General features: G+C 39.7%; 12 protein-coding genes. 3 read left to right on the forward strand and 9 right to left on the reverse strand.

The genetic code is table 11. The features are described 5' to 3' along the window. Positions 1-120 precede the first annotated feature (120 nt). Positions 121-891 carry a PilZ domain-containing protein gene (locus tag BQ7314_RS01095; RefSeq protein WP_174481864.1) on the reverse strand — a complete coding sequence of 257 codons (771 nt, stop codon included), beginning with the start codon at positions 889-891 and terminating at the stop codon, positions 121-123. Positions 892-1,065: 174 nt separating this feature from the next. Between BQ7314_RS01095 and BQ7314_RS01100 the strand changes: the two genes are divergently transcribed. The 3 genes from BQ7314_RS01100 (at position 1,066) to BQ7314_RS01110 (ending at position 2,822) form a co-directional block, all read left to right on the forward strand. Next, positions 1,066-1,407, forward strand: a complete 342-nt coding sequence (locus BQ7314_RS01100) for a DUF2782 domain-containing protein (protein WP_174481865.1) — start codon at positions 1,066-1,068, stop codon at positions 1,405-1,407. 3 nt (positions 1,408-1,410) lie between these two features. Next, positions 1,411-2,337, forward strand: a complete 927-nt coding sequence (locus tag BQ7314_RS01105; protein ID WP_174481866.1) for a homoserine kinase — start codon at positions 1,411-1,413, stop codon at positions 2,335-2,337. A gap of 101 nt (positions 2,338-2,438) precedes the next feature. Beyond that, positions 2,439-2,822, forward strand: coding sequence for a hypothetical protein (locus BQ7314_RS01110; protein WP_174481867.1), 384 nt, complete (start codon positions 2,439-2,441; stop codon positions 2,820-2,822). 46 nt (positions 2,823-2,868) lie between these two features. Here BQ7314_RS01110 and bluB read toward each other — a convergent pair whose 3' ends face one another. From bluB to BQ7314_RS01150, 8 genes are all read right to left on the reverse strand, one after another. After that, positions 2,869-3,519, reverse strand: coding sequence for a 5,6-dimethylbenzimidazole synthase (gene bluB, locus BQ7314_RS01115; RefSeq protein ID WP_174481868.1), 651 nt, complete (start codon positions 3,517-3,519; stop codon positions 2,869-2,871). Next, complete coding sequence (locus BQ7314_RS01120; RefSeq protein WP_174481869.1) at positions 3,512-4,246, reverse strand: adenosylcobinamide-GDP ribazoletransferase; 735 nt, start codon at positions 4,244-4,246, stop codon at positions 3,512-3,514. The genes bluB and BQ7314_RS01120 overlap by 8 nt, the downstream gene beginning before the upstream one ends. A 58-nt stretch (positions 4,247-4,304) precedes the next feature. Then, a complete protein-coding gene (locus BQ7314_RS01125) occupies positions 4,305-4,724 on the reverse strand; it encodes a TM2 domain-containing protein (RefSeq protein ID WP_174481870.1) in 420 nt (139 codons plus the stop codon). A gap of 137 nt (positions 4,725-4,861) precedes the next feature. Next, complete coding sequence (locus BQ7314_RS01130) at positions 4,862-5,527, reverse strand: multicopper oxidase domain-containing protein (RefSeq protein WP_174481871.1); 666 nt, start codon at positions 5,525-5,527, stop codon at positions 4,862-4,864. Between the two features lies 1 nt (position 5,528). Then, entirely contained in the window at positions 5,529-7,178 is a 1,650-nt protein-coding gene (locus BQ7314_RS01135) for a multicopper oxidase domain-containing protein (protein ID WP_174481872.1), read from the reverse strand. Between the two features lie 665 nt (positions 7,179-7,843). Continuing rightward, the gene (locus BQ7314_RS01140) at positions 7,844-8,689 is read right to left on the reverse strand and encodes a hypothetical protein (protein WP_174481873.1); all 846 of its coding nucleotides are present in this window, start codon (positions 8,687-8,689) and stop codon (positions 7,844-7,846) included. Positions 8,690-8,692: 3 nt separating this feature from the next. After that, a complete protein-coding gene (locus tag BQ7314_RS01145; RefSeq protein ID WP_174481874.1) occupies positions 8,693-9,709 on the reverse strand; it encodes an RHS repeat protein in 1,017 nt (338 codons plus the stop codon). A 277-nt stretch (positions 9,710-9,986) separates the two neighbouring features. Beyond that, positions 9,987-13,100, reverse strand: coding sequence for an efflux RND transporter permease subunit (locus BQ7314_RS01150; protein WP_174481875.1), 3,114 nt, complete (start codon positions 13,098-13,100; stop codon positions 9,987-9,989). Between the last annotated feature and the right edge of the window lie 2 nt (positions 13,101-13,102).

Raw genomic sequence — 13,102 nt, forward strand, 5'->3', positions numbered from 1 at the left:
TTCTCGCATCTGCGCTTCAATTTCTTTTGAGTAAGGTTTTATCTTGGGTCGATTTTAAATAAAGTTTATGAGTTGCATCATTATAATTCTTAAATTGAACTTGCCTAAATTAATTTGTGCTCATTCCTTAATACAAAATGATGCAGCCACACGTGTGAAGGCATATAACCCCAATAAACCAAGAACTAAGATAATGTAAAAAACAATGACTTGTGTGTTGTGTACATTGGTATGGAAAAGAAATTCAATCAGATGATCTAAGTTATATTCAATAAGTTCAAACAGCAAATGTATTGCTTCTGTAAAATATTCAATAAGAAGGTTAAATAGGCCTATAAAAAAATCAAATATTATTTCAGGGAATACAAAGGCTGTAATAAGAAGAGTGGCTAACAAGCTATTGAATACAAATTGTTGCCGGCGTTTTTTATTGATATATTTATTGAGTAGTTCAGTGTCTTCTGGACTGATATTAACAAAACAAACACCAATTAAATAAGGGTAGCGGTCTTTTTCAAAGGGGTTGCTGTTTTTACAATAGATCACTTTGCAGCTTACTGTGACTACCGTCATGTTGGATAATAGCAGTATTCTAAGAATTAAAGAGTCGCCAGGTTTTAATTTCTCTTTACAGGTAAAAGATGCTCCACTGCTACTGATGTTAATATTTAAAGCATCATTTTCATGGACCTTTGATGTGGGGAGTGGCTGGTCTGCTATAGATTTTACATCGTCAGTGTTTTTAGTGTCTGGTAAAGACTCAGGCAAGTCAAAATGCGTGCCATTTTCTCCCTGCTTGTTGACCTTCTGGTAAAACAAGTCAACCGGTTCATAAATACGGAATGCACGTCTACGGTTTGTCAGTTTATTTGGGGGGGAAATAATATCCATATAGGCCTCTTATCTGCTATGAGTTAGTAATAATAGTGCATTATTATTGTAGTGTTTAGAGCTAAACTATAACTTATTTTAGTTAATTGATAGCGTGTAATTTTATCGGCAAAAGAGGCGGGTGAGCGTATAATAAGGTCAGTTTCCTAAATTTTATACTTAGAGCAATCACTTATGTATCGTTCCCTTTTGTTGTGTTTAGCCTTATTTTCTAGCTCAGTTATTGTTGCAGAAGAGCTTGTTGAAACGACAGAAATGATTGAAGTGCCAGAGATGCCAATGCCTGTAGAAGATGGCGAACCAATGGATGCGGATATTACGATTACTCGAAAAGGTAAAAAAACAATCCACGAGTATAGTGTTAATGGCAAAATTTATAAAATAAAAATTATTCCTGATGTGGGGCCTGCTTATTATTTTATTGACCCTGATGGTGATGGAGAAATGGAAGAAGTAACTGCCAGCGACTTAGATGAACTATTGAAAATCAACCAATGGACTATTTTTAGTTGGTAAGCATTGTCAGTTTATACCTCACTTAGTCAGGCTCAAATTGCGCAGTTTATTGGTTCTTATGGGCTTACTTCTCTTAAGCAGTTTTCGGGTATTAGTGCTGGCATAGAAAATACCAATTATTTATTAGAGACAGTACAAGGCGATTTTGTTTTAACGGTGTACGAACACTTGAAGGCGCATGAAGTCAGTGAGTATTTGTGCTTAATGCAACAGTTAAGCGAGGCAGCAGATTATTACCCTTGTCCACTAGTCGACTCTAAGCAACAAACTTTAAGAGTTTTGTCTAATAAACCTGCTGCTTTATTTAAGTGTTTACTGGGTGAGTCTGTTGCTATTGCTACGCTTAATCAATGCCGGTCAATTGCAGTTGCTTTGGCGCGCTTACATTTAAGTAGCCCTACCATACAGTTTGTTAAGACAAACCCTCGGTCTCTTATTGATCTACAGGTTAGTAGGCAACAAATAGCAAGGCATTTATCTACGCAAGATTTAGCTTTATTGACAGATGAGCTTGCTTACCAATTTAGTCAAGAAACGGGGTATTTAGCACAAGGTCTTATTCATGCAGACTTATTTAAAGACAATGTTTTATTTGTCGGCGACACTGTTACGGGTTTGTTAGATTTTTATGCTGCTTGTTGTGATTGTTTTATTTTAGATGTTGCCGTGGCTTTGAATGATTGGTGTATTAATGAGCAAGGTCGCTTCGATCAAGAAAAACAACAAGCTTTTTTGCAAGCATATCAATCGGTACGTGTTTTTTCGGCAGATGAAGAACGTTTATTACCGGTTTTTTTAAGACGAGCTAGCTTGCGTTTTTGGTTGTCTCGGCTGGAGCATAGATTTAAAGCAAGAGCTGGAGAGATAACGCAAGATAAAGACCCTAATGCGTTTAAACAATTATTGCTAAGGCATAGGGCTGTATTCTAACCCTATGAAGTGTAAGCTTGTATCTGCGAGTTAATATTTTATTTAGCATGATACAATCAGAACTAGGTATATTAAATAATAATTATAAAGAGGAACTCGTAATGAAATTGATACATGGCTTACTAGTCGGGGCAACATTTTTATTTTCAGTTGCAGCGAATGCTGAAGTTAAACTAGAAGATGATTCTAAAATTTTAGGTAAATGGAATTTATATGCTGAGGCGATAGGATTGGACAAAGAGAAAGTACAGTTATTTTCTAAGTGGGATTTTAGAAAAGATGGTGTTTTACATACTGAATCAGAAGACCGTTTTGGTCGAACTAAGACATTAGTCATTGATTTAAAATATGCAGTTGAAGATGGTGTTATTAAGAAGCAAAAAACGGTGGGACGTTCAAAAATGGAGAGCTGTAAAGTCGTCGCATTAGATGCTAATGATATGACATTAAAATGTACATTTGTGCATTTGTTCTTCCGCCGTTAAGCCAAATACTATTATGTAAGGCGGACTTTTAGTCTGCCCTACAATTTTAGGTATCAGATCCCCAGCTATTTTCACTCACAAATTCTTCTAAAGCACGCCCTTTTGTCCAGTTCTCTAGTTCTAACATGGGTTTACTATAAAATTCTTCTACATGACCTAAGCATAATATAGCGATCGGCTGGCTGCCTTGGGGCATTTTTAGCAAGGTAGATAATTTGTTAGGATCAAATAAAGATACCCAGCCCATACCTAATCCTTCTGCACGTGCAGCGAGCCAAATATTTTGTATGGCACAAGAGGCGGAAGCTAGATCCATTTCGGGTAAAGTGCGGCGACCAAAAATATGTTGTTCACGGTTATTTGGCAAGGCGACAACTAACAGTTCAGCGCACTCTAAAACGCCTTCAACTTTCAGTTTCATAAATTCATCTTTGCGTTCGCCTAGGGCCTGGGCTGTTAATTGGCGTTCAATTTCGACTAATTGATAAATAGACTGACGTAATATGTTAGAGGTGATGCGAATAAAATGCCACGGTTGCATTAAGCCAACACTGCCAGCCTGGTGTGCTGCTTGGAGTAATTTAGTTAAGGTTTCAGCAGGAATAGGTTTATTAATAAAGTGGCGCATATCTCGGCGTTCGGCTATGGCACGATATACGCCTGCAATTTCAGCTTTAGAAAATTTATGTTTATCCATAGAATAATACCCAATTAATTAACACAGCGGCTTCAATGATTTCTACACTAGCACCATAGACATCGCCTGTTATACCTTGTATGCGTTGTAAGGCTAAATATCGTATCCCAGCGATAATAAATAATATGCTCAGGACAATATAAATTGAGAACAGCCAAGCACACGCAGTCAATGCAATGGTGGTAATGATTAACGCAAGCTGTTTTGGTAGGTGCTGTTGCATAGCGCTACCTAAACCATTTTCTCGGATATAGGGCGTGCTAAGCATTAATATTAAGATACTTAGGCGTGCTAAAAAGGGTGCGACTAAAAGTGGTAGAAGAACTTGCTTCGAGCTAAGTAGTTGTTGTAATGCGCTCCATTTTAATAGCAATAGCAAAATTAAAATGATAACGGCAATAGGGCCAGCAGCTGGGTCTTTCATGATTGCTAAACTGCGCGTTTTGTCACCTAAACCGCCCGCCCAAGCATCACTACAATCTGCTAATCCATCTAAATGTAAGCCACCGGTTATCAATACCCAAAGCGTTAAAATCAGAGCAGCATTGAGTGTTATTGCATGAGGCGGTAAGAAATAAGCAAGTACGGCAAGAAAGCAACCAATTAATAAACCAATAATTGGATAAAACAGCACAGATTGCCCCAGGCGTTTATCAGAGAATTCAGTCTTAATATTGAGTGGAAAGCGCGTTAAAAATTGTAAAGCAAGTGCGAATGAGGCAAACATGAAAGAGGGAGGTTTTAGTGATTGTGCACGGGCAAAAGCCCGTGACACTCAGGTGGGTTTACTTTAAAGGGCGGCCTTCTTGATCTTTATCTATTCTACCGGCGATTAATAAAATGCCTTCGACAAAAGGCCATAAATAGCCAGTACCTAAAGTAAAAGCAGTAACTGTTAGTTGGATCATAGCGATTTTATAAAAGCCTAGGTACCAACGGTGCCCGCCAAATAAGCCTGTTAAAGGAAACATTGCTAAGAAAATAGCCAGTTTACGTGATTTAACCGCCTCTTTATGTTGTAGATAGCTGCCGATTAAAGTGACCATGCTAGCGGTATCGCCCTCGCCTTCAAAAAGCACATCAGAATCAATACGGGGTTCTTCAGTTTCGCTCCAGTCGTCAATATGAAAACCGTAATAAATCCCATCGCATTGAATGACGCCTGTTTGTGTGTCTGCATCGTAACTTTTAATTTTTCCAATCATGTTAAGCCTCTTTAATAATATATTAGAGATTTTACTACAACTAAGCGACCTACTGGGGAAATATCGGCTTGGTTCAGTACGACTGAGCTTTCGTCTGTAAGTTCAGGTAAGAGTAGACTTGTGAATTAAATTCGGCCTTACGTTGGTTTTGAGGTTTTTTTCATTTTTCTAGCTAGAATATTGTTTAGCCATCTGATTGATAATGCGCCAAGAATAATGCTAAAAGCTAAGGCAGCCCAAGTAAAACGGTCATTATGAATTGGATAATAATCCGGTGTCAGCGGTACAGTTAAGCCTAAAATACTATCTAAGTCACCACTGCCTTCGCCGACTTTTAACTGTGCTTTCATACCTTTTTCGGTATGGGTTGATACTTCGCAGTGAATATAATAAGTATAGTCGCGAGAGGGCACGATAAATGAGCCAGTTTTTTGTCCTTTACCGTAGAGTTCAATCGTGAACATACCTTTAGGGTACAGATAACCAGGCAGCCCATGAAGCATAAATTGATGGCGAATATCATCTTCATTTATAAAGGTGATATTAACTCGAGCACAAGCAGGTACTTGCCAGTCACGTTTATCATAGGTGAACATTTTGCCATTAAAGCCTTTAACAAATTTATGTCCTCCACGAATAGTAATATCAACATCTTTTGATATTTCCTTGCAGTCTTTAGGTAATTTATCGGGGTTATGATTCATAATCATCCCTGATTCATCCATAATCATTCCGCCGTGATTCATCGCTGAAAAGGTCGCTGTAGAGCTTAGTAATAAAATTAAAAGTAATAGAGTTTTCATATTAATCTGCCTTACTCAGACCGCGAATAATGAATATGAGTAAGCCAAAAATGAGCCCGACTAATAATCCCCATAAAATAAGATGAACATAATCAGGCGCTAGCATGCCGGGATCTTTTTTCCCCCATTGCGGTTTTTCTTTGTTTTGGTAACTGTTAGTCAGTACATCATCTAAGGCATCTTTACGTATCATGGGCATACCATTAGGGTTTAACATACTTTCGTAAACCATGAGAGCCATATTTCCGCCAGGACTTATACCATCATTGGCCACGCCTGTTTCTACATGATCATGAAATAACCAAATTCCCTCGCCATAGCTATGTAGACCATCATTCGTGGTTTGTAAGTGGAGGTCTATACGCTGTGCCGCCGATAAATTGTAGACATCACGAGTAATTTGCGCGGCTGGGTTTTGTGTAACACCATCATAATCAGTGATTGTCGCTTTATGTCCGTGGATATGGACGGCAATACCACTATGCTGGGTGTTAAGTAGGCGCAGCTTAATATTCTCATTAGGTTTAGCGATAATGAGTGAGTCGCGTAGCGTATATGGGAAGGAGTGGCCATTTAGCATAAAGTAATTTTCATTGGATTCACTCATATTATAAACGCGGTGCATTTGTTTGGAAATTTCTCTAATATCGTTAGATTCTTGGATGGTTTTTGCTAAATTTTTATCAATTGATTGGTAGTGTAAATCATATTCTCGGTCATATTTTTCTTTAATAGCCACGGAGGAATAGCGTACCTGTCCTGCGCCAATATTAAAAGTCTGCACCCAGTTGTTAGGCCGGTTTTCTTCAACCACAAACATACCATTTAAACCCATGAGTAAATGCTTGTCGGTTTGCACATGGCAATGATAAAGCATCGTACCAGCATGGCGTGGTTGTAATTCATAAGTACGTATAGCACCGGGCATCACCGGTTTTTCACCTGTGATGGGGACGCCATCATTATCTCCTCCATTTAGCGTCTGGAATGCATGATCGACGCCATGAAAATGTAGGGTATGCGGGAAGTAGTGGGTATTTTCTAAAGTAATATAAACTTTATCGCCTTGCTCAATTCGGATGACAGGTGAGGGGGCTCGTAAAATGGCATTGGCTTTATTTGAACGAAAATTTTTCACGCTCATGCCGCGCAATTTAGGAGAGAAAGCCCACATGCCAGGTTGTATGCCTGGGGCAATATCATAAGTTGGAAAGACATTAGGGCTGTCGGGTGTTGCACCATTGAGCTCTAAAACTTCCAATTTAATACGGATTATATCAGGGTCTCCATCACCATCTAAATCATCCGATTTAATCAGCGCATCCTCTGCCATATGTGTGTTCATTAAAGTGCGCATAGAGATATTATTCATACCTTTAACTGAGGCGGCGATATTATATGGGTTATCAGGTTCGCATAATAAAGACTCTGCCATAGTAACCGCATCAATTGTTTGTGCTGCTCGCCATTCAGGGTGTTCATCAAGGCAAGGTTTAGTGACAACAAAAGGTTTACTTAGTTGTGGCAGCTGCCCATCAGGTAAATTAATGCCTGCAGTGCGTTGAAAGAACGCGGGTTGTAACCAAATAGCTAAAGCAATCAAGGTGATAATAACGGGAATAAGGCGGTAATAGAAAACTTTATTAGGCATAGTAGGTATATCTAATGGGTATGAGGATTTACTTATACAAAGCAATATATTGGCTGGCGTTAGCTCGTGACCGACAATAATATTATTCCTGAAGTTTTTTATCAGGAATCCATTGTATTGCAGTAATCAGATGATTGCTCTTGGTTTAACGTGGAGAAATTTTACTGCATATTAAGGCTGTGAGTTTTTGACTAGTACAGCATTCTTGAAATAAGCGATAAAATAACAAGATGATTAATCAATTAAAAATAATGTCTTAGACCATTTCTTCATGACCGTTCATATCTCCCTAGAAAACATCAAAATACCTTGTTATTCTGGCGCATTTCTAGCAGGGACCTATATCCTCAAACAGATTCTCGATTAAATACTTCGGGAATGACGATATTTTTATGAGGGTCTGTGAATGGTTATGTTTCTTTATGTCCCAAAATCAAGCGGTGCAGTATTGGCAGATAGAAGCAATAATTAATATTTGCTTATATTACCATGGTTTAGTCTCTAGCCCGTAGGGAGATTAAGGATATTTATTATACGAACTCAGGTAATATTAATTTCTGCACCAAAGCAATTTGCAGCGAATGTCATCGATCTGAAAATATCTGTTATCAAAGCCTGTATAGGGCTCGTAATACTTCGATGTCTGTGGGTAATAAGACCTTATGTTAATTGCCAAAAATAAATTCCACAGAGAAATTCATTGACCAAGTTGGTCCTGCATCGGGCGTTACAGGGTTATAATAGCCACCTAAGCGACTATTAATCGCATTCTCGCCAATTTTAAATAATTTTCCCACACCTGCACCAATAGGGACTGTCCAGCGTTGTTCTGAGTTAGATCGCCAGTTAGCCACCATTTGCATATCTGAAAGTAAATACCAGCCTTGCGGTAAGTTATAATAAATAGAGGGTTGAACGATCATTTGACTGACCTCTTCTCGCTCTGAGCTACCAAATACTGACCAAATTTGTTGTATTTCTAAGCTTAAAGTCCATTGCTTTGGTTGATAAACCAGCATTAATGCAGGCCCCATGCTGAATTTACCACTGCCTAATTCACGCGTAGGTTCATCGGTTGGGAATGTGAACGTTGGTCCAAAACCATAAGTAAAATCCTTACCTATAGTCGAGGAAAAATAACTGGTAAAATCGGTGTCAGCTAAGCCTGCCGCGTAGCCGTCACTACCGCCATGACCATCGCCAGTATACGGCTCAGGTAAGCCTTTAATGCCAGTAATATCTCCGGGGGTCCACATGACACTCAAAGTTAGTTGGTTAATAATATTCCAGCCATCAAATTTGATTGGCATAATGGGGGCAAAGCTTAGGACATTTACATTGCCAGCAGGCGCATTGCCATAAAAATTGTATTCAAGTGGTAATCTAAAATTAGGGCTTAAGGGGTTTTGTGCCGTTCTTTGCCATTCAGTATAAGAGGGCGTGAACTCTTCTGCCTGAACAGGGGAAGAAAGAAAAGTAACAGCACAAAGAGGGAGTAAATAACGTTTCATTAATTAGTTTTTAGTAAAATGCGAATGGGCTTGTTGGTTAAAAGAAAAATCATTACTTACCGGCTCGATTTGGAAAATTCGGTTAGGCATTTGGGTATTAAATTTACGTTCTTTACCATCTGCAGTGCGTTCACGTAAATTAAACGTATTACAGTCAGCGATTAGGTGCGAACCCGAAGGTTGCTCTACTGTATCTTGTACCCATTTGACAGGAAATAAGGAATTAGTCCCATCGATAATTTCTAGCAATTGGAAGTTACGGTCATAAATATGTGTTTCACCTTTGCGTGAATTAGAGAGCATATAACCTTTTGAGTGAGGGCGAATATGATGTGCGCCATTTAGATTCTCAATGACATGCTCTAATTGTAGTGTTTCTCTGTCTATTCGAGCGACTTTGCCTTGATAGAAAAGAATGGTCAGGATTTTGCTTTCGTCATACGGATCTACGATGGCTGAGTTCAAATGTGTGGTTTGTAATTTTCCTGAATAACAAAGTGTACGGTGGTCAAAGTCACGGTCAATAGTGCGTTCGCCTCCACCGTAACGTGTAGAATAACCTTGCTCAGTACCGAACCAGTCCCAGATGATTTCACCGTCTAAATTGACCTCTAAGATGGCATCTATGCCGCTAGAAGTGACTAATATGCCGTTTTTAGTTCGGCGTAGAGAGCGCATTTGTGAAAATAATGGATGTTTGATAACCAAGTCAATTTCCCCTTGGTCGTTTAGCCTAAGAATATGCTCATCACCTGCTTGGCCATCAATACAACACGGTAAGCCAGTAATAAAATAAAGCCCTTCACCGGCGACATATTCCATACCAAAAGGTTTAGTAGGATAAATCTCATCCAATAAGCGAAATTTGCCCAAAGGTTCAAGCTGCTCTAATAATTGGATTTTACCGCCAGGTGACCCGGTAAACACATCATTTGATTTATCTTTCCCTCTGATAATGCGGTTTAAACGGAACTTGGCATAATCCCAGTTTGTTTGCGGGTAGGAAATTAAAAAACGCATGAATGATGTCTCCGAGAATATTAAATTGCTAGCAAACTTAGGAAGTAGCCTATAAAAAGGATAATAAATCCAGCAATCAAGATGATATATGAAATTAAGCCCAACTTAGCCGATAATTATACCGTATATCATGCGTGTCGCTGAAAAAACTGAGTTTGTTGAGTTGGGCGAGTGATGAGTTAAGCATAATACATAAGGGTTTTCTTATGTATTATGCTCGCCTTTAGTGAGGAAAGGTATTCCTTGCACTATTATTTGTCAAAATGATGGGGGTTAGCTAAGCTGAATTTTTCTTGCTGAAGCGCTCACTTAAACCTTGCATGACGACATAAAAAATAGGCGTAAAGATGAGTGACATACAGATAGCAGCCACCATCCCCCCGACGACAGCGGTACCAATTGCTTGACGACTTGCTGCGCCTGCACCGCTAGCAACCATTAACGGCATAAAGCCTAAGACAGAGGAGAGGGCGGTCATTAATATAGCGCGGAAACGCAGTCTTGAGGCCTCAACGGCTGAATCAAAAATACTAGTACCTTTGGCGCGTAGTTCAGAGGCTAATTCGACAATTAAAATGGCATTTTTACTGGCCATACCAATAATAAGCACGATCCCGATTTGAGTGTAAACATTATTATCAAAGTCACGCATTATTAAGGCGGCAACGGTACCTAGTAAGGCTAAAGGAACCACCATTATCACTGCAAGAGGTAAGCTCCAGCTTTCATATTGAGCTGCTAAAACCAAAAATACCAGCACAATAGCTAAAGCAAAAACAACGATTGCTTCAGATCCGACTTGTTTTTCTTGGTAAGACATACCTGTCCATTCGAAGCCCATAGAGTCAGGGAATTTTGTTTTTGCCATTTGTTCCATTAGGTTTAATGCTTCACCCGAACTAAAACCAGGTGCAGCACTACCTGTAATGGAGGCCGCAGGATAGAGGTTGTAACGTAAAATCGTTTGCGGGCCTAAAGTTTCATCTACTCTGATCAGTGTACCTAAGGGGATCATATCGCCTTTTTTATTGCGTACTTCTAATTGACGGATATCTTCGGGTTTTAAGCGGAATTGGGCATCGGCTTGAACTTTAACCTGCCAAGTTCGGCCAAACTGATTAAAGTCATTGACATAAGCTGAACCTAAGTAAGCCTGCAAGGTGTTGAACAGATCACTTAAAGGAATCTCTAAAATTTTTGCTTTGGTACGATCCACTTCGGCAAATAATTGGGGTACACCTGCCCTAAATGTTGAGTTCAAGCTGGCTAATCCTGATTGGCTGCGACTATCCTCAATCATTTCAGTCGCCATGTGTTGTAGTTCATCTAAACCGACATTAGCTTTATCTTGGATTTGCATTTGAAAGCCACCGGAAACCCCTAAGCCTGGAATAGCAGGAGGGACAAAGGTAAAGGCAATGGCTTCTTGAATCTGACTTAGCTTTTGATTTAAATGTTGCAAAATAGCTGCTTGCGTTTCATTTGCAGCGGTGCGCTCTTCCCACGGCTTCATGACCACAAAAATAGTGGCTGCATTCGAGGCATTGGTACCATCAATCATGGAAAACCCGCCTAATGATATCCAATCTTGTAAGCCAGGTGTTTCTTTTAAGATGCCATCAATTTTCTTTAGCACCTCATCAGTACGTTCTTTGGAGGCTGCATCGGGTAATTGCACGGAAGTGATAACATAGCCTTGATCTTCGACTGGCAGGAAGGCGGACGGGATTTTTCCAAATTGCCAGCCACTTGCAACCGCGATACCTAGGGCTAATAACATCATCAAAAAACCACGGCGAACGACGATTTTTAAAAAGCTAGCATAGCCGTTAGAGCTGATTGTAAAAAATGTATCAAAGCCGCGAAAAAAAGCATTTTTGTCTGTTGGCGCAGGGCGTAATAATAAAGCGGCTAAGGCTGGGCTTAAAGTTAAGGCATTGAGCGAACTGAAAACTGTCGATACCGCAATAGTCAAAGAAAATTGGCTGTACATGGCACCGGTAATTCCAGGTAAAAAGGCCGTTGGTATAAATACCGCTAACAATACCAGTGTAGTAGCTATAACGGGCCCTGATACATCGCTCATTGCTTGAATGGCCGCGTCTCTTGAGGACATTCCTTTTTCAATATAAGCGGTGGTTGCTTCAACTACAACGATTGAGTCATCGACCACAATTCCAATGGCGAGTACTAGACCAAATAAGGTCAGCATATTCAAGGAAAAGCCTATCATGGACATGACAATAAAGGTAGAAATTAAGGATACTGGGATAGTTATGGCTGGGATCAGCGTAGAACGCCAATCTTGCAAGAAAATAAATAAAACAATAAAAACTAATGCACCCGCTTGATATAAGGTAACGAAAACTTCATCAATAGACGCGCTAACAAATAGTGTTGTGTCGTAAGGGATTTTGTATTCTAAGCCTTGGGGGAAGTTTTTTTCTAATTCTTGCATTTTTGTGCGAACTTGATTCGCCACCTCTAAAGCATTCGCTCCAGGTAATTGATAAATACTGATGCTAGCTGAGGGTGCTCCATTTACATTGGCGCTAATGTCGTAAGTTTTCCCGCCTAAGTCAATGCGAGCAACATCTTTTAAACGTGTAATACTGCCATTTTCTCCTGTTTTAATAATAATATCTTCAAACTGGGCAATATCCGTTAAACGACCTAATACATTAATCGTGTATTGAAAATTAGTGCCAGCTGGAACGGGGGGCTGGCCAATTTGTCCCGCAGCCACCTGAACGTTTTGCTCGCGAATTTCATTTAGTATGTCTTGCGTGGTAATGCCACGTGATTTCATTTGATTGGGGTTGAGCCAAATTCGCATACTGTAATCACTCGGCGGGAAAATCATAACATCCCCTACGCCTTTAATACGCGCTAATTGGTCGCGTATATTTAAGGTTGCATAATTGCTCAAATATAGCTCATCAAAGGTACTATCTGGCGAAGTTATCGCAATAAATAAAATAATATTGGCTGATTTCTTTTTAGTGCTAACGCCTTGACGGTTCACTTCCTCTGGTAAATTAGGCGCGGCTAATGCAACGCGGTTTTGCACCATAACCTGAGCAATATCTAAATCGGTACCAACATCAAAAGTTACGGTTAAGGTATATGAGCCATCACCCGCACTCGTGGATGACATATACAGCATATTTTCCACACCGTTGACTTGTTGTTCAATTGGTGCGGCGACTGTTTCAGCAATTACTTGAGCATTGGCTCCTGGATAAGTTGCTTTAACTTCAACAGTAGGCGGGGTGATTTCAGGGTATTGCGCACTAGGTAAAGTTAAAACAGAGACAACACCAGCGATTAACAAGACAATGGAAATAACAGCTGCAAAAATAGGACGTTCTATAAAAAATTTAGAAAACATAC

This window comes from methanotrophic endosymbiont of Bathymodiolus puteoserpentis (Logatchev), assembly GCF_900128525.1.
Taxonomy (GTDB): Bacteria; Pseudomonadota; Gammaproteobacteria; order Methylococcales; family Methylomonadaceae; genus Methyloprofundus.

What these genes read in the sequence shown, in the direction of transcription:
- BQ7314_RS01095 (WP_174481864.1), bottom strand. Translation starts at nt 891, where the DNA reads ATGGATATTATTTCCCCCCCAAATAAACTGACAAACCGTAGACGTGCA.
- BQ7314_RS01100 (WP_174481865.1), top strand. Translation starts at nt 1,066, where the DNA reads ATGTATCGTTCCCTTTTGTTGTGTTTAGCCTTATTTTCTAGCTCAGTT.
- BQ7314_RS01110 (WP_174481867.1), top strand. Translation starts at nt 2,439, where the DNA reads ATGAAATTGATACATGGCTTACTAGTCGGGGCAACATTTTTATTTTCA.
- bluB (WP_174481868.1), bottom strand. Translation starts at nt 3,519, where the DNA reads ATGGATAAACATAAATTTTCTAAAGCTGAAATTGCAGGCGTATATCGT.
- BQ7314_RS01120 (WP_174481869.1), bottom strand. Translation starts at nt 4,246, where the DNA reads ATGTTTGCCTCATTCGCACTTGCTTTACAATTTTTAACGCGCTTTCCA.
- BQ7314_RS01125 (WP_174481870.1), bottom strand. Translation starts at nt 4,724, where the DNA reads ATGATTGGAAAAATTAAAAGTTACGATGCAGACACACAAACAGGCGTC.
- BQ7314_RS01130 (WP_174481871.1), bottom strand. Translation starts at nt 5,527, where the DNA reads ATGAAAACTCTATTACTTTTAATTTTATTACTAAGCTCTACAGCGACC.
- BQ7314_RS01135 (WP_174481872.1), bottom strand. Translation starts at nt 7,178, where the DNA reads ATGCCTAATAAAGTTTTCTATTACCGCCTTATTCCCGTTATTATCACC.
- BQ7314_RS01140 (WP_174481873.1), bottom strand. Translation starts at nt 8,689, where the DNA reads ATGAAACGTTATTTACTCCCTCTTTGTGCTGTTACTTTTCTTTCTTCC.
- BQ7314_RS01145 (WP_174481874.1), bottom strand. Translation starts at nt 9,709, where the DNA reads ATGCGTTTTTTAATTTCCTACCCGCAAACAAACTGGGATTATGCCAAG.
- BQ7314_RS01150 (WP_174481875.1), bottom strand. Translation starts at nt 13,100, where the DNA reads ATGTTTTCTAAATTTTTTATAGAACGTCCTATTTTTGCAGCTGTTATT.